Below are 22,331 nucleotides of genomic sequence, written 5' to 3'. Positions count from 1 at the left end.
GTCGGCATGCCGCTAGGGGCACGCCGACTGGATTGCCGGCTCAGCCGCCGAACAGTTCCGAGAACTTCGCCTTGTCGGCGTCGGTCTTGGCGACGATTGCCTTGGTGTCGAACGACATCACCTTGACCTTGACGCCTTCCGGCAGCCATTCGGGGCGGCCGACCGAGGCACGCGCCGGCAGATAGCCCATCGAAAGCGCCAGCTTCTGGCCGTCATCGGAAAGAATGAAGTCGACGAACTTCTTGGCGCCATCGACATTCCTGGCGGTCTTCATGATGGCGACCGGTTCGGTCACTGCCGGCACACCTTCCGAGGGGAACACGAATTCGACCGGGGAACCCTTCTTCTTGGCGTTCATCGCCATGAAGTCGACGAGGATGCCATAGGGCTTCTCGCCCGATGCCACCGACTTCAGCACCGCACCGTTGCCGCGCACGCTGACGGTGTTGTTGGTCTTCAGCTTCTGGAAGAAATCCCAGCCATAGTTGGTATCGCCGACGAAGCCCGAAAGCAGGTAGGCGGCGGCACCCGAATAGAGCGGGCTCGGCATCACCAGGCCATCGGCATAGGCGGGCTTGGCAAGATCGGCCCAATGCTGCGGCTTCTCGGTCGCCGCGGTGTTGTAGACGATGCCGGTGGTGATCAGCTTGCTGCCGAAATAGGTCTTGTCGGCATCATAGGCATCCGCTTCGATGCCGTCGAGCTTTGCCTCGGGATAGGGCAGCAGCCGGTCGTCCTTCTTCAACAGCTCCATGCTGACCGCGTCAGCGATCAAAAGCACATCGGGCTGCGGGCTGCCGGCGGCAAACTCGGCTGCCATCTTGGTCAGGATGTCGCTCGTTCCCGAGCGATAGATATTCACATCGATACCCGGCTGCGCCTTCTTGAAGGCATCCACGGTCTTGGCCGCGTCGGCTTCCGGCTGGGACGTGTAGAGAGTCAGTGTTTCGGCGTTTGCCACGCCGGCAAACAAAGTTGCCGCGAGCGCCAGCTGGCTGGCCAGCAGCTTGATGAAGTGCGTCTTCAATGAGACCTCCTGTCTTTCTGTGCATGACCGGTCCGGCTCTGGCCGGCTCCCCGTCTCTTCCTCCCTGCACGGCGCATATGACTGGTGGATGACACAGCGCGTGAAACCCACAAAATATGTTCATATGTACGATGTCAATTACAAATGAACAAAACTGTGCGACAATCGACGCGCCTGCGATCGGCATCAATTGACATCCGGCCGGTGTTTCCTTGATGAGCACCGATCAGGCCACGGCTCATGAGGGACAGGAACCGATGACCACGGAAAAACCCAGACAGGCTCGCCTGCCGATGGTCTCGTCGGACCTTACCGTCAAGACGGCATGGCTCTACTATGTCGAAGGTTTTACCCAGGAACAGATCGCCGAAAAGCTCGATGTCTCCAGGGTGAAGGTCATGCGTACGCTGGCCTCCTGCACCGCCGAGGGCATTGTCGTCACCATGATCAACGCACCGACCGCCGGGCAGGTGGCGCTCGAGCGGGAACTGGAAAAGCGCTGGGGTCTGAACGCCGCCGTCGTCATCCCGACACCTTCGGCGCATGACCATCTGGAGAAGGCCATCGGCCATGCCGTCGCGGCCTATCTCGGCGAGCAGATGCAGGACGGCATGACGCTGGCGATCGGTGGCGGCGCGACCCTGCATGCCAGCCTCGGCTTCCTTGCCCGCCGGCAATTGAAGCGTGCCTGCGTGGTGGCGCTTGTCGGCAGCCTGCCGCACTCGCAATGGATCAATCCATCCATCGTTGCTGCCAAGGTCGCAGACGTCTTCGAGGTCGACAGCTATCAGATCACCGCGCCGGTGACGGTCGACAATTCCTCGCTGCGCGATCTCCTCTGGGCGCAGCCGACCCTGCAGGATGTACGCCAACGCGCGGCCGCCGCCGACATCGCGCTGCTCACCGTCGGCGACATGTCGCCGGACGCCACCATCTTCCGGCACGGCATCGTGCCCTCATCGCTGATCGCTCCGCTGAAAGCGAAGGGCGCGGTCGCCAACATGCTGTGCTATTTTGTCGATGCCGCCGGCGGGCTGGTCGACCACGAGGTCAACAGCCGCGTCATGGCCATCGATCTCGATGTGGTCAGCAACGTGCCGAATGTGGTTCTCGCCGCGGGCGGCAAGCGCAAGGTCGCGGCGATCCTCGCCGCGCTGAAAGCCGTCGACACCAACGTGCTGATCACCGACAGCGATACCGCCACGGCGCTGCTTGCCAAGGGCGGCTGAGCCGGTTCGACTGGCCCCGGTGTTTCCCGCTACCCGTGTTTCCCGCTAAATGAGCCCGCGCTCGCGCAAAAAATCCTCGACACCGACATGGGTCATGGATTCGAATTCGGCGATCGCCTCGGCCACCCGCTTGCGCTGCGCCGCCAACAGCGTGAAAACCTGCTTCATCTCGCCGGAAACACCAAAACGGCTCCAGCGCTCGGCGATATGCGTGGGCAGGCCGATATCGGCGCAGAACGCGTCCAGGCTGTCATAGCCGAGGCTGGCGACAAGCTGCCTGGTCTCCTCCGCCGACATGCGCGGCTCGAAGGCGTGGTCGTGCAGGCGCTGCGCCACCAGCTTGATATCGGATGGCGACGCGCCCATGACCTTGCCGAACAGGGTTTTGACGTCAGATGGGTCGAATGCAGGCATATTTGGCCTCCCTGGATCGCAATCCAGATAGAACATGGGTCAAGGGTCGGCGCCTGACAAGTCGTTTCTGTTTTAAGCCGGCGCATCATTCGGCGCCGGCTTCTGCTTGGTGGATCAGACCAGCAGGCCCATCGGATTTTCAAGGAGGTTCTTGAAGGCGACCAGCAGTTCGGCACCCAGCGCGCCGTCGACGGCGCGATGGTCGGTCGACAGCGTCACCGACATCACGGTGGCTATTCTGATCTCGCCGTTCTTGACCACTGCCCGCTCCTCGCCGACACCAACGGCCAGGATGGTCGCATGCGGCGGGTTGATGACGGCGGCAAAGTCCTTGATGCCGAACATGCCGAGGTTGGACACCGCCGTGGTGCCGCCCTGATACTCTTCCGGCTTCAGCTTGCGGCTGCGCGCCCGGCTGGCCAGATCCTTCATCTCGTTGGAGATGGTGGACAGCGTCTTTTCGTCGGCATGCCGAATGATCGGCGTGATCAGCCCGCCCGGGATCGACACGGCGACGCCGACATCGGCATGCTTGTGCTTGACCATGGCGCTTTCGGTCCATGAGGCATTGGCATCCGGCACTGCCTTCAGCGCCATGGCCATCGCCTTGATGACCATGTCGTTGACCGACAGCTTGTAGGCGGGCGCATCGCCCTTATCGGTCTTCTTCACCGGGGCTGCGGCGTTGATCTGCGTGCGCAGCGCCAGCAGCGCATCGAGCTCGCAGTCGAGCGTCAGGTAGAAATGCGGGATGGTGGTCTTGGCCTCGACCAGCCGCCGCGCAATGGTCTTGCGCATATTGTCATGCGGGACGAGGTCGTAGGAGCCCTGTTCGAACAGTTTCAGCACCTGTTCGTCCGACATTGCCTTCACCGCAGGCGCAGGAGCGCCAGCAGGAGCCTTGGCGGCAGGCGCCGCCTGGGCAGCACCTCCACCGGCAATCGCCGCGTCGACATCCGCCTTCACCACCCGGCCATGCGGGCCGGTGCCGGCAATGCTGGCAAGGGCAAGACCCGCCTCGCGGGCCAAGCGTCGGGCAAGCGGTGTTGCACGGCCGGCCGATGGCGATTGGCCAATCTCCCCCCTTGTGGGGGAGATGCCAAGTGGCGGCAAAGAGGGCAGGGCAGAGGGGGGCGTGACAGCATGCGACGTTGGCGGGGCAGTGCCCCCCTCTGTCGGCTTCGCCGACATCTCCCCCACGGGTGGGGAGATTGGCGCTTTGTCCTGCTTTGTCGCAGCGACATCAGCCCCATAAGCCTCATCGTCAGCATAAATCCACGCGACGGCAGCGCCGACCGCAATATCGACACCTTCCTTGCCGCTGACATCGCGCAGGACGCCGCTGGCCGGCGCGTCGATCTCCATCGCCGCCTTGTCGGTCTCGATCTCGAACAGCACATCGCCCTTCTTGACGTGCGCGCCCTCCTCGGCGAACCAGCGCGAGATCTGTCCGGTCGCCATGTCCATGTCGACCTTGGGAAGAATGACTTCGGTCGGCATTTCTCAGCGAACCCCTTTCACGAGGTCGCGCGCGGCGGTGATGATGTCGGGAACCTGCGGCACCGTCGCTTTCTCAAGTTCCGGATTGTAGGGGATCGGCGTTTCGGCGCCGCCCAGCCGCACGATCGGCGCATCGAGATAATCGAAAGCCTCGCTCTCGGCGATCATGGCACTGACTTCGGCGCCGATGCCCAGCGTCTTGACCGCTTCGTAGACGCATAGCAGCCGCGACGTCTTCTTGACGCTGTCGATGACGGTCTGCTTGTCCATCGGCCGGATGGTCCGGAGATCGACGACTTCGACGTCGATGCCTTCGTTCTCCAGCGCGGCAGCTGCGTCGAGCGCCTTCTGCACCATGATCGAGGTGGCGACGATGGTCAGATCCCGGCCCTCGCGGCGGATATCGGCCTTGCCGATCGGCACGGTGTAATAGCCTTCGGGCACCGGTCCCTTCATCTTGTAGAGCAGCTTGTGCTCGAAGATCATGACTGGATCGGGATCGGCGACCGCCGCCAAAAGCATACCCTTGGCATCATAGGGCGTCGCCGGCTGGATGACTTTCAGACCCGGCACATGGCCGAGCCAGGCCTCGAGGCTCTGGCTGTGCTGAGCCGCCGCACCAGTCCCGGAACCGGCGGGAAAGCGCATCACCACGGGAACCGAAACCTCGCCGCCCAGCATGAAGCGCATCTTGGCCGCCTGGTTGACGATCTGCTCCATGGCAAGCGTGGCGAAATCGGAAAACTGGAACTCGAAGATCGGCCGCATGCCGGTGAGAGCAGCGCCCACCGCAACGCCCGCGCCACCCAGTTCCGAAATCGGTGTGTCGATGACGCGGTCAGCGCCGTAACGTTCGACCAGGTCGCCGGTGACCTGGAAGGCGCCGCCATAGACACCGATATCCTCGCCCATCAGGAAAACGCGTTCGTCCATGTCCATGGCGATCGCCATGGCTTCCTGGATCGCTTGGGCGTAGCTCAGTTCACGCACCATCGCGTCCATCACGCCTGCTCCGTATACACGTAATTTCCGGTCTCGCTGATATCGGGCGATGGGCTCGCATTGGCGAACTCGATGCCCTCGGCGATCTCTTGCGCCACGGCATCGCGAATGGCCTCGATGCCCTTGTCGTCGATGAAGCCGAATTCCCTGAGCTCGCTTTCGAACAGAGTGATCGGATCGCGGTTCGACATCCAGTCCTCGATCTCTTCCTTGGTGCGATAGCGGTTGCGGTCGCTCTTGGAATGGCCGCGATGGCGGTAGGTCTTGGACTCGATCAGCGTCGGCCCCTCGCCGGCGCGGGCTCGGGCGATAGCCTGATGAGACGCCTCAGCGACCTCGGAGAAGATGTTGCCGTTGACGATGACACCCGGCATCGAATAGGCGGCGGCGCGCTCGGCGATGTTCTTGACCGCGGTCGAGCGGGCCGTCGATGTCGACATGCCATAGCCATTGTTCTCGCAGACGAAAATGACAGGCAGCTTCCAGACCGCCGCCATGTTGAGCGCCTCGTGGAAAGCGCCTTCATTGTTGGCGCCATCGCCGAAGAAGGAGACCACGACCTTGCCGGTCTTCATCATCTTGGAGGACAATGCCGCCCCGACGGCGATCGGGATGCCGCCACCGACGATGCCATTGGCGCCGAGATTGCCCTTGCCGACATCGGCGATGTGCATCGAGCCGCCACGGCCCTTGCAATAGCCTGTGGTCTTGCCGAAGAACTCGGCGAACATGCGCTTGACCTCGGCACCCTTGGCTATGCAGTGGCCATGACCGCGATGCGTCGAGGTGATCTGGTCATCCTCGGCAAGCGGCATGCAGATGCCCATGGCGCTGGCTTCCTGGCCGATCGACAAATGCATGGTGCCGTGGATGAGACCGCGCGTGTAGCACTCCTCCGCGCCCTCTTCGAAGCGGCGGATCAGGTACATCTTATGGAGCACCTCCCTGAGCTGCTCGGCGCTGTAGTGGCGGTAGACGAAGGGCAGATTGGCGCGACTGTCAGTGACGGCTTTGCTGGCTGTGGCCATGATCACGCTCCCACGGACCCATAGACGAGCTTGTCCTGGCGGGCGCGCAGTTCGGCGATCTTGGAGCCCGCCGCGGGCGCTGCATTCGCGTAGGTTATGAGCTCGCCCTTCTTGATCGGCGCGGTGACCGAGCCGCCCTGCAGCAGGCCGCAGGGAATGGCCTTGGCGGCGCGCGCCTCAGGCGTCGTCATGATCCAGGCACGATAGCAATATTCGCCGATCGCATCGAGCTTCTCGCCGGGCTTCATGTCCTTCTTGGCCACGGCGGCGACTTCGGCCACCGGTTTGGCCAGCGGCACCATGTCGGCCTTGCCGTAGAGCACGACGCGCGCGCAGGTCAGCGGCACTTCGAGCGAGGTCAGGTGATAGGGACGATGGAAAGTGAAATACGGGCCCTTGCCCATCTTCAAATCTTCCATGCGCTCGGAGATGCGCGGATGCGACATATCGGCAACGACGAAGACGCCGGGCGCGACACCCTTGCCGATCGAATAGTCGACGACGCCGACCCTCGACAGCACGCCGCCATCCTTCTGCGGCACCAGCACCTTGGACAGTTCGCCAAGCGTCGCCGCCGGGCCATGCATGCCGGCCTTGTCTGGAATCAGGCCGGTGGCATTGGCGATTGTCGCCATCTCGACCATGGTCTTGGAGCCGTCGACGAATTCGACCAGCATCCGCACATTCATGTGCCGGCGCTTGGCTTCCTCCTCATAGTCGGGGGGAATGGCGTCGATGTTGAGCGGATTGTTCTTGCCCTTGCCTGCGGCAACGATCGGATGGCCCATGGCCGAAACGAATTCGATGAGTTCCATGCAGGAGGACGGCTCGTCGCCGGCGCCCAGCGAATAGGTGACGCCGAGCCGGTCGGCCTCGCTCTTCAGATAGGCGCCGATGGTGACGTCGGCCTCGACATTCATCATCACCAGATGCTTGCCATGTTCCATGGCGCGCAGCCCGATCTCGGCGCCGACGGCGGGAACCCCGGTGGCGTCGATGACGACGTCGATCAGATCGTTGTTGATGACCAGATTGGCGTCGTTGGTCACCGCGACCTTGCCGGCTTCCATCGCCGCCGTCATCGCGGACGCGCTCGAGACTTCGCGCGCGTGCCCGGTTTCCTGAAAGGCGATATCGACGGCCTTGCTGGCGGCAGGCAGGTTCAGTTCGGAAATGGCGCCGATCTCGATGCCCGACATATGGGCGACACGAGTGACGATGTCGGTTCCCATCTCGCCCGAGCCGATCAGGCCGATACGGATAGGCTTGCCCGACTTGGCGCGTTCCTCGAGATCGCGGGCAAGGCCCGTCAACGAAACATTGGAAGCCATACCGCTCGTTCCTCCCATAATGCAGGCTTGTTCGATTGCCTGACGGGTATTGAACATCTGTATTTCTGTCAAGACTAATGTCCAGATTCTCGTGCTTAAAACCACTTTCCCGGCAGCCCGAACCACGGAGGAAAACGAAGCTGGGAACCGCGCGGCGCGCAAAGACAGGTTCGCTCGCAGTCGCGCTGGAACAACGCCAGCGCGGAACGCTTTTTGGGATTATGGACGGCTGTGAAATAAAAATACCGGAATATAAAACTATAAAATTTATCTTTCATGGCGTGTTCTCGCGTGCTAGCGTCGCGTCACGACTGGAAATGGAGTGCGCTTCCTGGGGTGGCATTTTCCGGTCTGTTCCAAATAGGTCTGCCAAGGGACAGCGGTCGATGAAGACGAAAACGCCTGGCGGGAAGGCTGTGTCCGGAGAGACTGAGGTGGCCAGTGCGCTGGAAGCCAGGTTGCGTGAGGGCTGGCTGGATTTCGCCCGGACCGAGCAGGCAATTGCGCGATACCTGCTCGCCAACATCCATGACATTCCCTTTGAAACTGGCGCCACCATTGCCGTCGGCGCCGGTGTAAGCGAGGCAAGCGTCACCCGTTTCGTACGGCGTCTCGGTTACACCGATCTCAAGGAAATGAAGCGTGGCCTGCGCTCCGCACCGAAAGCCGGAGGCCCGGGCCTGGACAGTGCCGAGTTGCGTTTCCGCATCGGCGGCGAAAAGCGGGAGCGGTTGGCTCGCAGCCTGGAGATGGAGCAGCAGGCCTTGACCGCGGCCTATGGCCTTGCCCAGGGCGAGATGTGGTCCGAAATTGTTCATCTGCTGAGCACCTGTGATCGCGTGAACTGCGTCAGCTTCCAGGCAGTGAAGGGATTGGGGCTCGATTTCGCGACGCGTCTGCGCTGGGTGCGGAGCGATGTCCGCTTTGCCGAAGGTTTGGGCGGCACGTTCTCGGAAATCCTCACCGACAGCGGCGAAAATTCTTGTGTCCTGCTGATCGACACAGCGGAATACGCCGCGATGAGCTTTCGGCTTTGCGCCCAGATCAAGCGCCGGAAGATTCCTCTGATCATCGTTACCGACAAATACAGTCATTGGGCATCTGAATACACAAAACTGGCGCTCGAAGTATCGACGCGCGTCGACCTGTACTGGGATTCGACGGCCGCGATAAGTTCGGTTCTGAACCTCCTCACGCATTCCGTTGCCGAGAAACTCGGCAAATCGGCCGAGACGCGGATGAATGAGCTGGAGGATATCGCCGGGATCCTGCGGACCTTCCACAAGCCGCCACGGCGCGTCGCACGGCACATCAAAGAAGAAGGCGAAGAATGACGATGCATCACCCGTTGCTGAAACCGTGGACAGTCAGGGCAAGCGCATGAAGTTGACGGAATACGCCGCCTATGACGGCGTTGGTCTGGCCGATCTCCTGCGCAAGCGGGAAGTTACGCCGCGCGAACTGGGAAACTGCATCCTTTCAGGGATCGCCGCGGTCAATCCGCAGCTCAATGCCGTGATCGAAACCTATGCCGATGCGATCGAAGCGCTCGGCGAGGATCCCGGACCCGCACCTTTCCACGGCATGCCGACATTGACCAAGGATTTCCCCATCGAAGCCGGCCGGCCGGGAGAGTTCGGCAGCGTTCTTGCCAAGGGTTTCATCTGCGGCGACGATCACGCCTTCTGGGTGAAAATGCGATCCGGCGGCCTTGCCAATATCGGGCGCACCACCACGTCGGAATTCGGCATAGCGGCGGCAACCGAATCCTCCCTCTATGGTGCGACACGCAACCCCTGGGATACCAGCAGGGGTGTTTCGGGATCGAGCGGCGGCGCAGCGGCAGCCGTTGCCGCCGGCATCGTTCCCTTCGCGCAAGGCGCCGACGGTGGCGGCTCCATTCGCACCCCCGCCGCCTTTTGTGGTGTCGTCGGCCTGAAGCCGTCTCGTGGCCGGATCAGCGGTGCGCCGGAATCGAATGCGCCAATGCTGGGTCTCGCCATTTCATTCATGCTGACACGCTCGATCCGCGACACGGCGGCTTTGCTTGATCTGGGGTCTGGTGCGCTTCCCGGCGACAGCTATGAGATCGTCCCTCCAACCACCAGCTATGCCCAGGCGATCAAGACGCCACCAAAGGCTTTGCGCATCGCCCTGTGTACAACGTCCTGGTCCGGCTATCCGCTCGACGCCGAGGTGAAGGCGGCAGTTCTCGAAGTGGGCAAGAGGCTGGAGCAACTGGGCCACAAGGTCGTCGAAGCCGGGCCTGTGTTCGATTATGAGCGCTATCTGGCGGCACAGAAAGTGATCTGGGCAGCTTCTACGGCGCAGTCGCTCGACGAGTTGGCGGGCTTGCTGCGACGGCCAGTCGAAGAGGCCTGCCTGCAGCAGACGACACTTGCTGTCTATCGCCATGGCCGAACGCTGGACGCGGCAAGCCTGATCGCGGCCCTCGCTGTTTATGACCAGATCACGCGGACGGTTGGCGAATTCCTGGCCGTCCATGACGTGCTGGTGACGCCGACTTGCGCGATCTCGCCGGAGTTGCTCGGCACGTACAACCCGGATCGTCCCGGCCGCGACATCGATACGGTGTTCGCCGATCTGGCGCCGAAGGAGACGTTCAGCGCGCTCTTCAACGGCACTGGATCGCCGGCGATATCTCTGCCGCTCGGCTGGACGCAAAACGGCCTGCCGATCGGCGTGCAGTTTGTCGCCGCATTCGGACGCGACGATCTGCTGCTACGGCTAGGTGCGGTGCTTGAGGCCGACTACGCCTGGCACCAGCGCAAACCACCTGCCCACATCACCAAGACTGCTTGAACCAACAAGGACTGCTTGAACCAACAAGCATGGAACCGCCCCGGGAACATCATCAACGAAAATGGGAGATTGTCATGGACCGCAGAGTATTCCTCAAAAGTGCGGCGTTTGCCGGCTTCAGCATCGCGACGTTGCCGGCCACATTGCTTCGAGCCAATGCTGACGGCAGCAAGATACTGCGTATGGCCTATGGGGCCGAGGTTCTCACCCTGGACCCGATCAAAACCACTTACGGAGCCGATATCCTTATCCAGGGCATGATGTATGCACGCCTGCTGCATGCCAATGCCGATCGCACAGAAGTCGGCCCGGGCCTTGCCGAGAGCTGGGACATCGCGGATGACGGCAAGACCTATACCTTCCACCTGCGCGAGGCCAAATTTTCCGATGGGTCGCCGATCACGGCCGAGGACGTGGCGTTCAGCTGGAACCGCATGCGCTTCCAGAAGGATTCCGCCTATGCGGCGCCGTTTCAGCCCCTGACCAAGGTCGAGGCAAAGGACGCCAGGACAGTGGTGATGACGCTCGACCGCAAATTCACGCCCTTCCTGACGCTGACCGAAATCTGGAATACCGGCATCGTGCCGAAGGCAGCGGTCGAGAAAATGGGCGACGACGCTTTCGCCAAGGCGCCGGTCACATCAGGGCCGTTCAAATTCGTCGAATTGAAGCCGGGAGACCGCGTGGTCCTTGGCCGCAACGAGCATTATTACCGCCAAGGCGAGCCCAAGATCGACGGCGTCGAATTCCGCTATGTCCCGGACGACAACACCAGGGTCTCGATGTTGCAGGCGGGCGAACTCGACGTCTGCCTCGCAGTTCCGGCCCCGCGCATGGCCGAGTTGAAGGCCGCCGGCTTCCGGGCCGACCCTGAACCTTCGAGCACCACCTATGACATGCTGATCAACCATTCGGCAGAACCCTTCAACGACCTCAAATTCCGCCAGGCCGTCAGCTATGGCATCGACCGCACGGCCATCAATGCCGCGGTGACGCTGGGTCTCGGCACGCCGGCCAGTTCCATCATGAGCCCGACGCTCGATTTCTTCGACAAATCGCTGCCAGTCATTGCCCGAGACGTCGAAAAGGCCAAGGCCCTGCTGGCAGAATCCGGCAAGACCGGAGCCAGTTTCGAACTCATCCAGAATGCCGGAAGTGCCGACGAGGAAAAGGCGGCGGTGCTGATCCAGGCGCAGTTGGCGGAAGTCGGCATCACCGTCAACATTGCCAAGATCGATTCAACCCAGGCATGGACCCGCCTCGCCGATGGCGAGTATCAGGCGGAAATGAACTGGTGGTACAACGAGACGCGAGATCCCGACAACGCATTGCGCTGGTGCGTCTGGGGCGCGGGCGACAACAAGTCCTACTACACCCGCTACAACAACGAAACGGTCGACAAACTGATCGATGAAGCCTCGGGCGAGGCGGACAATGCCAAACGGGCCGAGCTCTATGCCCAGATCCAGAAGACCGTGGTGGACGAGGTGGCGCAGGTGGCGCTCTATCACCCGACGTGGCTCAACGCCTACGCCCCGAGCGTGAAAGGGTTGGTCCTGAACGTCGGCCTGCAATTCTCGTCCATCGGCGGGACCAGCCTGGATTGATCGGCACAGGATGCGAGACGGGGACGAGACACTTCGTCCCCGTCTCGCATCGATTTGACACCAGGATCCCGACCATGAATCGATTCTCCTTCGTGCTTAGACGGCCGATACAGTTGATCCCCGTGCTGCTGGGTATCAGTGTGATCACCTTCCTGCTGCTGCAAATGACACCCGGCGATCCGGTTCGCCTCATGCTTGGCCCCAAGGCCAGTCAGGAGGCGATCGAATTCGTGCGGGCGCGATACGGTCTCGATCAGCCCATCCCCGTGCAGTATTTCTATTACGTGCTGAATTGCCTGCGCGGCGATTTCGGTCAGTCGATCGCCTTCCGGGGTCCCGTCAGCGGCGTCATCGCGGCACGGATCGCGCCAACGGTTTTCTTGATCCTCTACGGCCTCGTGATCTCGCTGCTGTTGACATTCGCGCTCGCGGTCACCGCTGCCCGGCAGCGCGGACGGTGGATCGATCACCTCATCCGTCTCGTCTGCGTCGCGGGCGTCGGCGTGCCGTCCTACTTTGTCGGCCTGCTGTTGATCATGGGCTTCTGCCTGCGGCTGAAGATTTTCCCGGTATCCGGTTACGGACCGACCTTTATCAACAATCTGTGGCATCTGTTCTTGCCGGCCCTGACGATCGGTATCGGGGTGACGCCGATCCTCGCGCGCAATCTGCGCGCGACCTTCATTCAGCAGCTGGACAAGGATTATGCGATCGCCTGCCGCTCCAGGGGCCTGCCGGAAAGCTACATCTTTTCCCGGCATGTGTTCTGGAATTCCCTGTTGCCGACAGTCAATCTGCTGGGCGTCGTGGTCGCCTTCCTGATCGGCGGGACGGTCGTTGTCGAAAATGTCTTCAACATTCCAGGGCTCGGCAACCTGCTCATCCGCGGCGTTCTCACGCACGACCAGTTCGTCGTCCAGGCAGTGGCCCTGCTGCTTGCCGTAGGTGTCGTCATTTCGAATTTTGCCGTCGATGTCTTGACCGCCATTCTCGACCCACGGGTGGAATTATGAGCGATGTGATGCGAGGCAGCGGCCCCTTGGCCATGGCGCGGATCCGCACGATGCCGGCAACCTTGGCCATTGGCGGCGCCATCACCTTGGCCTGGATCGTCGTGGCCATTCTGGCGCCGGTGCTGACCAGTTTCGACCCGATCAAGGTCGATGTGATGCAGGCGCTGAAACCACCTGGCGCCGAGCATTGGTTTGGCACGGACGCCATCGGCCGCGATGTCCTGGCGCGGACACTGTTTGCCGCGCGCTACGATCTCGCCATGGCCTTCTTCGGCGTGGTCGGTCCGATCATCCTGGGGACGACCATCGGCCTCATCGCCGGCTACCTGGGCGGCAGGATCGATGCGGTGCTGATGCGCATCCTCGAGGTCACCGTATCATTTCCCTATTTCGTCCTCGTGATCGCCATCGTGGCCGTGCTGGGGCCCGGCCTCAAGAGCTACTTCATCTCGCTCACCTTGGTGAACTGGGTCAGCTATGCCCGACTTGTGCGGAGCCAGGCGCTGGTGCTGCGCGGCGTCGATTTCGTGCTGGCGGCACGTGGCATGGGTTTTGGGCATTTGCGCATCATGCTGTTCCACATCCTGCCGAATGCCATCGTCCCATCGATCGTCTTCGTCATGACCGATGCCGTGCTGGCCATCGTGCTCGGATCATCATTGGGTTTTCTCGGCCTCGGCGTACAACCGCCGACGCCCGAATGGGGCGCCATGATCGCGGATGGGCAGACCTACCTGACGACCGCATGGTGGATTGCGATCTTCCCAGGCATCGCCATCTGCCTTCTGGCGCTCGGCCTCTCCTTGACCGCTGATGGTCTCGCCCGCCTCCTGAACACGGAATCCTGAGATGAGCGACCTCGTCAGCGTCGAGAACCTCACCATCGACTTCACCACCGATTTTGGCGACGTCCACGCCCTGCGCGGCGTCAGCTTTTCACTAAAAGCGGGAGAGGTCCTTGGGATCGTCGGTGAATCCGGATCGGGCAAGACGGTGGCCTGCAGAGCCATCCTCAAGCTGATTGCCGGCAACGCACTGGTGAAGTCGGGCCGGATCATGTTCGAGGGCAGCGATGTCCTCGCCATGAAGGATGCCGAGCTGGGCCGGCTGCGCGGCGGGCAAGCGGCGATGATCTTCCAGAACCCGTCGGCGCATCTTGATCCGATCATGACGGTCGGGCGTCAGGTGGGCGAGGCGATGGTGGTCCATCAGGGCATATCCTGGCGGCAGGCCAATGCGCGGGCGGTCGGACTGCTCGAAGACATGCATATCAAGGACGCGCCAAGGCGCGCGGGCGCCTATCCTCACGAGCTGTCCGGTGGCATGCGTCAGCGGGTGATGATTGCGGCGGCCCTTGCCTGCGAACCGAAACTGCTGATTGCCGACGAGCCCACGACGGCACTTGATGTCACGGTGCAAGCTCAGATACTCGACCTGCTCCGCGGCATCCGGCGTGAACGCAACCTGTCGGTCATTCTGGTCTCTCACGACCTTGGCGTGATCGCGGAAATGTGCGACCGCGTCGTCGTCATGAAGGACGGTGCGGTGCTGGAAATCGGCTCGGTCGATCAGATCCTGCGTGACCCCGCCCATGAATACACGAAGCGCCTGATCGCTTCCCAACCCTCGCTGATGAAGCCGACCACGCATGCCTGCCCCGTGGCGACGGAACCGCATCTCCTGGTGAAGAACCTGTGCGTGAACTTCTACCCTGGGCAGAGCCTTGCGGCCTGGGCGACGCGCAAGCCGCCGCAAATCGTGCGCGCCGTCGACAATGTTTCGCTGGCATTGCGGCGCGGTGGGGCGCTGGGGATCGTCGGCGAGTCCGGTTCCGGCAAGAGCACCATAGCCCGGGCTATTGCAGGCCTTGTGCAGCCGCAACAAGGAGAGATCGAGGTGGACGGCCAATCGCTCGATCGCGCACTGAGGCAGCGCCGACCGGAGCAGGTTCGCAAACTGCAGATGGTGTTCCAGGACCCGTTCATGTCCCTCAACCCGGCGTTTACGGTTGCGCGAACTCTCGCCGAACCGCTGCGGCAACAGAACATCTGCCCGGAAAGAGACATCCCGGAGCGGATCCGTGAGCTGATGGAAAAAGTGGAATTGCCACGCCAGTTGCTGGACCGACGCACCACGCAGCTTTCCGGCGGCCAGCGGCAGCGCGTCGGCATCGCCAGAGCCCTGGCGCTGGAGCCCGAGATCTTGATCGCCGATGAAGTCACCTCCGCTCTGGACGTCACCATCCAGGCCCAGGTGCTCGGCCTCTTTGCGCGGCTGCGCCGCGAATTGTCGCTGACGCTGATCCTGATTTCCCACGATCTGGGCGTGGTGCGTTATCTCTGCGAGCACGTTGCGGTCATGCAGCACGGCAAGCTGGTTGAGTATGGCAATACGGAAGACGTTCTGGATCGTCCGCAGCAGGCCTATACCCAAGAGTTGATCGCCGCTATCCCGAAACTCTCGCGTCGAACGAGCAGCGGAATCCAACCAGGAGACACCCCGCTACTGGCCGCCGGAAGCAAATGCTAGACTAAAGCCTTCAGGGCCGAGCGTGATCGAGCACGGCAGCGTCAGCACTCAGGCAAGCAGCAAATTGCGTCGGGCGTTGCCGGAACGATGGCGGCGAACGGTTCCGGCTGCAATGGGGCGGCGCTGCGCACGCCGAAGGCGGGCAGGAACCACTTCGCGCTGCCCGATTGTTCCAGCGGATGATCCGGTCTCGGAATGCCCGCCTCGCTGGAACTATATCCACCATGTCCCACTCCAGATGCATTGCAGCAAAGAACTGGGAAGAACGCTATGGCCGCACGATGAACCCTGTGTGACGCCGGCGAACCGCGTTGACGCACAGGCCTGGCCGAAAAGCGGGTGGGCGACCTATTTGGCAATCTCGAGCAGGGACGATACCAACAGCTCGCGCTCGTCTTTCGACAGGACATCCGAATCGAAGAGGTTCATGCTGCGCAATCCCTCGATGGCGAGATAGCAGATCAATAGCGATTTGAGATCCGGCGTTTCGCCCTTCAGCCGCTCGAAAAGCTGCCGCTTGAAGGTCTTTATCGGCATCATGAAATCGGGATCCTCGGCGATGGCCGAGAAGATCCAGGACGCCGACGGCTGCTTTTCCTCGCAATCATTGGCCGACAGCCTGATGTAGACGGCCAGGGGATTTTCGTCCTTGTCATTTGTGCGGGCGGCTTCCAGCGCGTGCTCGAACTCACGCAGATAGCCTTCGACCAAACCTTGCATCAATTTGGCCTTGGTCGGGAAGTTGTAGAGGAGCCCTCCTTTCGACACGCCGGCACGGCTGGCGACGGCATCCAGCGACAGGCTGCCTGGTCCGGATTCCCGGGCAACATCAGCCGCCGCGGCGAGAATCTTCTCGCGCGAATTCGGTCGTTGGGCTCTCATGGTGCCTCCCATCGCAAGCTTAGGCCCAATTGACAAGACCGTCCAGACGGTACAGTAAGACCGCCATTATTTGAAATCGGGACCCGCAGTCGATATGTGTCCCGATATCCGCGCTTCGCGCCGGATTTTCGACTGAGGGGACTTCCTTGTTCAAGCGCATACTCCGTATATTTATCATTGTTCTGGTTTTGGCCCTGCTCGTCGTCGTGGTCGGCGGCATCGTGGGCTTCAACTTCCTGCGTGACAACGGCATCAAGCAGTACTTCGCATCGATGAAGCCGCCGGCAGCAACCGTTTCGACAACCATCGCCAAGCCTTCGGCCTGGACGCCCGGCGTCGAGGCGATCGGTACGGTCAAGGCCGTGCGCGGTGTCGACCTGACGGTCGAGACCACCGGTATCGTCAAGGACATCCTTTTCCATGCCAACCAGAAGGTGGCGGACAATGCGGTTCTGCTGCAGCTCGATGACGCCGTCGAGCGCGCCGATCTCGACGCACAGAAGGCTCAGGCCGCGCTCGATCAGACATCGCTTGCCCGCGCCATCGAACTGACCAGGCGTGGCGTTGGCTCCGACTCGACGCTGGACACGGCGCGTGCGGCGGCCTCGGCCTCGGCGTCTCAGGTCACCAAGCTGCAGGCCGTGCTCGAGCAGAAGCAGTTGACGGCGCCTTTCGGCGGCACGGTGGGCATTCCGAGGATCGATATCGGCCAGTATCTGGCGCCCGGCACCGCCGTGGTGACATTGCAGGATCTCGACACGATGCGGGTCGATTTCTCGGTTCCCGAACAGCAACTCGCCTTGCTCAAGATAGGCCAGACGATTCGATTGGGCTTTGGCGGTGAGGACAGGCCATTCGCAGGCGCCATTCGCGGCATCGACCCGAAGATCGACTCGTCCAGCCGGCTGGTGAACATCCGGGCGGAAGTCGCCAATCCCGATGGCAAGCTGACCCCCGGCCAGTTCGTGCAGGTGCGTGTCGAGCTGCCCGAAGAGCAGAACGTGCTGACCCTGCCGCAGACGGCGCTGACGACAAGTCTCTATGGCGACTACATCTTCGTGGTGCAGCCAGCCAAACCCGCCGAGGCGGCGCCAGCTGCCAAGCCGGAGGAAAAACCCGCCGCGCCGGCAGCCGACAAATCGGCTGATGCCAAGCCTGCGGACACCAAGCCGGCCGATGCCATGAAGCCGGCGGCTGATGCTGCCAAGCCCACCGCCGATGCGGCAAAGCCGACTGACCAGGCTCCCGATGCGGCCAAGCCGGCGGCGGAAGGTGACAAGCCCGCGCTCGTGCTGTCGCAGGTGTTCGTCAAGCCCGGCCGCCGCAATCAAGGCATGGTCGAGATCGTCGAGGGGCTGAAGGCTGGCGACGAAGTCGTCACCGCCGGTCAGAACCGCCTCTTCAACGGCATGTCCGTCGTTGTGGACAACACCATCGACCCGACCAAATCGGCAAACAAGCAGGCCGGCCAGCAATGAGCATCTCCGATCTCTTCATTCGCCGGCCTGTTCTTTCGACGGTCCTTGGCTGCATGATCCTGCTTCTGGGTTTCCAGGGCATCTTCAACCTGTCGATCCGGCAGTATCCGAAGGTCGACGAAACGGCGATCACCATCACCACGGCCTATCCGGGCGCCAGCGCCGATCTGATCCAGGGCTTCATTTCCGCCCCGATCGCGCGCGCCGTCGCCTCGACCGAAAACATCGACTACGTCACCTCGTCCAGCCGCCCGTCCTCCAGCACCGTGACGGTGCAGATGAAGCTCGGCTCGAACCCCGACGTCGCGCTGACTGAAGTTCTGTCCAAGGTCCAGGGCGTGCGCGGCACCTTGCCGGACGCATCGAAGGACCCTGTCATCGTCAAGGGCACCGGCCAGCAGTTCGCGATGATGTACATCTCGATGCAAAATCCGAACATGACGAAGGAGCAGCTTACGGAGTATATCGAGCGCGTCATCAGGCCGCGCATGTCGACGGTCGAAGGCGTCGCCGACGTGCAGATCTTCGGCGCCCAGGAATACTCGATGCGCGTCTGGATCGATCCGGTCAAGCTTGCCGCGCGCGGCGTGACGGCCTCCGAACTGCTGACGGCGATCAACAATTCCAACTTCCTGTCGGCGCCCGGCAACACCCAGAACGAGTATGTCGTTTCCTCGATCACCGTGCGCTCGACATTGCAGACGCCGGAGGCCTTCGCCGAGCTGCCGCTGCGCTCGACTGACGGCAATGTGGTGCGGTTGCGCGACGTGGCTCGCGTCGAACTCGCCGCCGAGAACACCGACACCAGGGTCTCGTTCAACGGCAAGCCCGGCACCTTCCTCGCCATCTTCCCGACGCCGGCGGCCAATCCGCTGACCACGGCGGCGGCGCTCACCAAGCTGGTGCCACAGATTCAGGAGACACTGCCGAAGGGAATGACGATCGAGGTCGTCTACGACGCGACCGGGCAGATCAGCGCCTCGATCGAAGAGGTGTTCAAGACCATCGCCGAGGCGGTTGCCATCGTCATCGTCGTCATTCTTCTGTTCCTTGGCTCCTTCCGGTCGGTGATGATGCCTATCATCACCATCCCGTTGTCGCTGATCGGCGTCTGCTTCCTTTTGTTTGCGGTCGGCTACTCGATCAACCTGCTGTCGCTGCTGGCCATGGTTCTGGCGATCGGCCTGGTCGTCGACGACGCCATCGTGGTGGTGGAGAACATCCATCGCCATATGGAAGAAGACCACATGTCGCCGATGCAGGCCGCGTTCAGCGGTATGCGCGAAATATCGTCGGCCATCGTTGCCATGACCATGACGCTGGCCGCCGTGTTCGCGCCGCTGGCCTTCACCGGCGGCCTGACCGGCGCGTTGTTCCGTGAATTCGCGGTCACGCTCGCCGGCTCGGTGGTGCTGTCGGGTGTCATTGCCATCACCATCACCCCGATGATGTCGGCACGCCTCTTGAAGTCCGGCACGCCGGGCCGTTTCCAGCGCATTGTCGACGGCACCTTCGCGCGCGTCGAGCATGTCTATGAACGGGCCGTCACCGGATCACTGAACTATCGCCCATTGACGCTGATCATCGTGCTTGCGCTTGTCGGCGTCACCGGCTTCATGTTCACCAAGACCTCGAGCGAACTGGCGCCGGAAGAAGACCAGGGCTTTCTGCTCTCGATTGTGACGGGGCCGCGTTATGCGACCTCCGATTACACCGAGACATACGTCAACCAGATCCTCGGCCTGGTGAAGGATATTCCCGAAACACGGGCGCAGTTCTCGGCCGTCGCCTTCGGCGGCACGACAAACAGCGCCTTCGTCGGCTATGCCTTCAAGGACTGGGCGGAACGCAAGCGCAATTCGAAGGAACTGCAAGCCGACATTACGGCCCGTATCGCCAAAGTGGCCGGTGTCGAGGCTTTCGTCTTTGCACCGCCGACGTTGCCGGGCTCCGGTGGCGGCCTGCCCATTTCCATGGTGGTGCGATCGACGGGCGCTTCCTCGGAGGTGTACGAGGTGGCCGAGCAGATCAAGAACAAGGCGCAGGCCTCCGGCCGCTTCATCGTCGTGCAGAATTCGATGGCCTATGACGCGCCGGAGGTGACGGTGACCATCGACCGCGACCGCGCCGCGGCGCTGAACCTGCCGATCGCCGATATCGGCCGCACGCTGACCTTGCTGGTCGGCGGCGCCGAAGTGGCGCAGTTCGACCGCGACTCCAACAGCTACGACATCATCCCGCAGGTGCCGCAAGAGTTTCGCGACAACCCCGACAAGCTCGGCGAATACTTCGTGCGCAGCGTGACGGGCGAGATGGTGCCGCTATCGGCGGTGGTCAAGATTTCGACCAATGCGGCGCCGGCGGCAATCGAGCAGTTCAACCAGCTGAATTCGTCGACGATTTCGGCGCTCCCGCTGCCCGGCGTCACGACCGGCGACGGGCTGAAGGCGCTGGAGGACATTGCCAAGGAGAGCCTGCCCGACACCTTCTTCCTCGACTATTCCGGTCAATCGCGGCAGGAAAAGGAACAGGGCAACACCATCCTGATCGCTTTCGCGGCCGCCGTGGTCGTCATCTATCTGGTGCTGGCGGCGCAGTTTGAAAGCTTCCGCGACCCGCTGATCATCATGATGGCGGTGCCGCTGTCGATCTTCGGCGCGATCGTGCCGCTCAATCTGGGCCTCGGCACGCTCAACATCTACACGCAGGTCGGCCTGATCACACTGATCGGTCTGATAACCAAGCACGGCATCCTGCTGGTCGAGTTCGCCAACCAGCAGCGTGAAAAACATGGCATGCGGCGGCGCGACGCCATCATCGCCTCGGCCAAGGTGCGCCTGCGGCCGATCCTGATGACGACAGCGGCGATGGCGCTCGGCGTGGTGCCGCTGATCACGTCCAGCGGCGCTGGTGCCGCGGCCCGCTATTCGATGGGCCTGGTCATCTTCACCGGCATCCTGGTCGGAACCCTGTTCACGCTCTTCGTCGTGCCCATGTTCTACACCTTCATCGCCAGCAAGGATCTGCCTCATTTGGCGGAGAAGCCGGACCCCAAGCTGATGCCGGCACTGCCGAGCTAGGGCGGTCGAGGGAGTCCCGCCCGGAAATGTGCAGGACAAATCGATGGAAGCAAAAGAAAAGAGGCCGGGAATCTCCCGGCCTCTTTCTTTTGGCTGGGCTCGATACCCGGTTCGAGCTGTGCTCGATACCGCAGCGTTTTCCAGCGGGAGCCTCGAGGCGCGGCAGCATGCTGACACGCCGTCGGTCACAGCCTGCTACTTGACGATGACGATGCTGGTGTTGGTCGCCCCGAAGGTTTCGACGAGCTGGTAGAAATCGGCGGCGTTGTCGGGGTGCAGCCGCACGCAGCCATGCGAAGCCGGCTGGCCGAGGCGCTTGATCGCGTAGGTCGCGTGCACCGCATAGCCGCCGCTGAAGAAGACCGAGTGCGGCATCGGGGCGTTGTCGTATTTCTTCGAGTACCACATTTCATGCATGCGGGTCGGCTTGAACGAGCCGGTCGGCGTCACATGGGCCCGGTCGCCGGTGGAGACTTTCCAGGCGAAGGTCGGCCGGCCGTCGACGGAGACTTCCATGATCTGCTGCGAAAGCGAAACGCGCGCCACGATCTTGTTGGCGGCGTGCGCCGCACCCGAGCCGGCGCCGAGCAGCAGTGCTGCACCAGTCAAGGCAGCGGCGGTGATGTTGATGAGTTTGGCGGAAATGGCGGTATGCATGATGAAGTCCCCTCTCTCTGCCGGTTAGGCCGGCTCCAATTCGATAGCCGCTTATCCCAACGTCATGTTTCGACGTGATTTCGCAAAACACTCGTTTCTGTTTCGAATCTGTTTCCACTAGTTAACAAACGCCTCCTTATAAGCCTGGCTAGAAAGGCTCGGCAGGCCCGCCCAGCCAAGACCAAGAGTCGGAACATGAGTATCCGCCCCCAAACGAAAGTGCGAATTGGCGTCATGTGAAAGAACAACCGCCGGCATCGAAACCAACCTGCAACAAAGCGCGGCTCCTAGCGGCATGATCCGGATACGAGCCGCGAGCAAAGTTGACGCAACGAAAACAGCCGGTAACGAACATGGGAACGAAATCGAACGCGCTGTCCTGGCTTCTCAGGATCAGCATCGCGGCAGCGGTCATCGGCGGCGTCGGCACGGTTGCCGGCACCCCGCTGACAAGCCTCGGCGCGATGACATCAGGCGAGATTTCGACGCTGCATGCCGCACTGTTTTTCGCCACGGTCTGGATTGTTTCCAGCCTGCGCATCGCCCGGCTAAAGGCCCTCTGGCGGGTCGGCCTTAGGCTGACGGGTTTGCGCGGCGCCTCCGGCAACTTGCTGCCGAGAGGACCGAAGGCCCGCGCCGCGACGGGGGGCTCCGTGGGCGGCGCGGGCACTTCGGGGGTATCCTGAAGCGACCCGCAACAGGTTCATTTCTAGAGAATTGGCATTTTTGGG

18 protein-coding genes are annotated in these 22,331 nt (G+C 62.1%); 10 read left to right on the top strand and 8 right to left on the bottom strand.

The genetic code is table 11. The features are described 5' to 3' along the window. Positions 1-40: 40 nt before the first annotated feature. Entirely contained in the window at positions 41-1,027 is a 987-nt protein-coding gene (locus NKH06_RS23585; RefSeq protein WP_128305052.1) for an ABC transporter substrate-binding protein, read from the bottom strand. A gap of 257 nt (positions 1,028-1,284) precedes the next feature. Between NKH06_RS23585 and NKH06_RS23580 the strand changes: the two genes are divergently transcribed. After that, complete coding sequence (locus tag NKH06_RS23580) at positions 1,285-2,256, top strand: sugar-binding transcriptional regulator (RefSeq protein ID WP_023811033.1); 972 nt, start codon at positions 1,285-1,287, stop codon at positions 2,254-2,256. Positions 2,257-2,301: 45 nt separating this feature from the next. Here the strand turns inward: NKH06_RS23580 and NKH06_RS23575 are convergent, their stop codons facing one another. The 5 genes from NKH06_RS23575 to NKH06_RS23555 all read right to left on the bottom strand — a co-directional run bounded on the left by NKH06_RS23575 (position 2,302) and on the right by NKH06_RS23555 (position 7,531). Then, entirely contained in the window at positions 2,302-2,670 is a 369-nt protein-coding gene (locus tag NKH06_RS23575; RefSeq protein ID WP_013529317.1) for a hypothetical protein, read from the bottom strand. A gap of 114 nt (positions 2,671-2,784) precedes the next feature. Next, on the bottom strand, positions 2,785-4,170 hold the full coding sequence (locus NKH06_RS23570) for a pyruvate dehydrogenase complex dihydrolipoamide acetyltransferase (RefSeq protein ID WP_352442060.1): 1,386 nt from the start codon (positions 4,168-4,170) through the stop codon (positions 2,785-2,787). A 3-nt stretch (positions 4,171-4,173) separates the two neighbouring features. Then, entirely contained in the window at positions 4,174-5,172 is a 999-nt protein-coding gene (locus tag NKH06_RS23565; protein WP_023811031.1) for an alpha-ketoacid dehydrogenase subunit beta, read from the bottom strand. Next, positions 5,172-6,200 carry a thiamine pyrophosphate-dependent dehydrogenase E1 component subunit alpha gene (locus tag NKH06_RS23560; RefSeq protein ID WP_023811030.1) on the bottom strand — a complete coding sequence of 343 codons (1,029 nt, stop codon included), beginning with the start codon at positions 6,198-6,200 and terminating at the stop codon, positions 5,172-5,174. The genes NKH06_RS23565 and NKH06_RS23560 overlap by 1 nt, the downstream gene beginning before the upstream one ends. Positions 6,201-6,202: 2 nt before the next feature. Continuing rightward, positions 6,203-7,531: an NAD(P)H-dependent oxidoreductase gene (locus tag NKH06_RS23555; protein WP_023811029.1), complete on the bottom strand. Its 1,329-nt coding sequence runs from the start codon at positions 7,529-7,531 to the stop codon at positions 6,203-6,205. Positions 7,532-7,917: 386 nt separating this feature from the next. On the opposite strand from NKH06_RS23555, the gene NKH06_RS23550 reads away from it, so the two are divergent. From NKH06_RS23550 to NKH06_RS23525, 6 genes are all read left to right on the top strand, one after another. After that, positions 7,918-8,865: a MurR/RpiR family transcriptional regulator gene (locus NKH06_RS23550; protein ID WP_023811028.1), complete on the top strand. Its 948-nt coding sequence runs from the start codon at positions 7,918-7,920 to the stop codon at positions 8,863-8,865. 46 nt (positions 8,866-8,911) lie between these two features. Beyond that, complete coding sequence (locus tag NKH06_RS23545) at positions 8,912-10,354, top strand: amidase (protein ID WP_023811027.1); 1,443 nt, start codon at positions 8,912-8,914, stop codon at positions 10,352-10,354. Positions 10,355-10,428: 74 nt separating this feature from the next. Next, the gene (locus tag NKH06_RS23540) at positions 10,429-11,961 is read left to right on the top strand and encodes an ABC transporter substrate-binding protein (RefSeq protein ID WP_050592685.1); all 1,533 of its coding nucleotides are present in this window, start codon (positions 10,429-10,431) and stop codon (positions 11,959-11,961) included. A 74-nt stretch (positions 11,962-12,035) separates the two neighbouring features. After that, positions 12,036-12,974, top strand: a complete 939-nt coding sequence (locus tag NKH06_RS23535; RefSeq protein WP_023811025.1) for an ABC transporter permease — start codon at positions 12,036-12,038, stop codon at positions 12,972-12,974. Positions 12,975-13,024: 50 nt separating this feature from the next. After that, complete coding sequence (locus NKH06_RS23530; protein ID WP_155930577.1) at positions 13,025-13,822, top strand: ABC transporter permease; 798 nt, start codon at positions 13,025-13,027, stop codon at positions 13,820-13,822. 1 nt (position 13,823) lies between these two features. Further along, positions 13,824-15,503 (top strand): dipeptide ABC transporter ATP-binding protein, encoded by a 1,680-nt coding sequence (locus NKH06_RS23525; RefSeq protein ID WP_352442058.1) that lies wholly within the window; start codon positions 13,824-13,826, stop codon positions 15,501-15,503. A gap of 348 nt (positions 15,504-15,851) precedes the next feature. On the opposite strand, the gene NKH06_RS23520 is transcribed toward NKH06_RS23525, so the two are convergent. Beyond that, positions 15,852-16,385, bottom strand: a complete 534-nt coding sequence (locus NKH06_RS23520) for a TetR/AcrR family transcriptional regulator (RefSeq protein ID WP_023811021.1) — start codon at positions 16,383-16,385, stop codon at positions 15,852-15,854. Between the two features lie 146 nt (positions 16,386-16,531). Between NKH06_RS23520 and NKH06_RS23515 the strand changes: the two genes are divergently transcribed. Continuing rightward, entirely contained in the window at positions 16,532-17,863 is a 1,332-nt protein-coding gene (locus tag NKH06_RS23515) for an efflux RND transporter periplasmic adaptor subunit (RefSeq protein ID WP_128305042.1), read from the top strand. Next, positions 17,860-20,943, top strand: a complete 3,084-nt coding sequence (locus NKH06_RS23510) for an efflux RND transporter permease subunit (RefSeq protein ID WP_023811019.1) — start codon at positions 17,860-17,862, stop codon at positions 20,941-20,943. Before NKH06_RS23515 ends, NKH06_RS23510 begins: the two co-directional genes overlap by 4 nt. Before the next feature lie 195 nt (positions 20,944-21,138). Here NKH06_RS23510 and NKH06_RS23505 read toward each other — a convergent pair whose 3' ends face one another. After that, entirely contained in the window at positions 21,139-21,600 is a 462-nt protein-coding gene (locus tag NKH06_RS23505; RefSeq protein ID WP_023811018.1) for a L,D-transpeptidase, read from the bottom strand. Between the two features lie 353 nt (positions 21,601-21,953). On the opposite strand from NKH06_RS23505, the gene NKH06_RS23500 reads away from it, so the two are divergent. After that, a complete protein-coding gene (locus tag NKH06_RS23500; protein ID WP_023811017.1) occupies positions 21,954-22,286 on the top strand; it encodes a hypothetical protein in 333 nt (110 codons plus the stop codon). Positions 22,287-22,331 lie beyond the last annotated feature (45 nt).

It is taken from the genome of Mesorhizobium sp. M1342 (assembly GCF_040317955.1).
Lineage (GTDB): Bacteria > Pseudomonadota > Alphaproteobacteria > Rhizobiales > Rhizobiaceae > Mesorhizobium.
The sequence above is the reverse complement of the archived record's forward strand: the minus strand, read 5'-3'. Positions and strand labels throughout refer to the sequence as shown.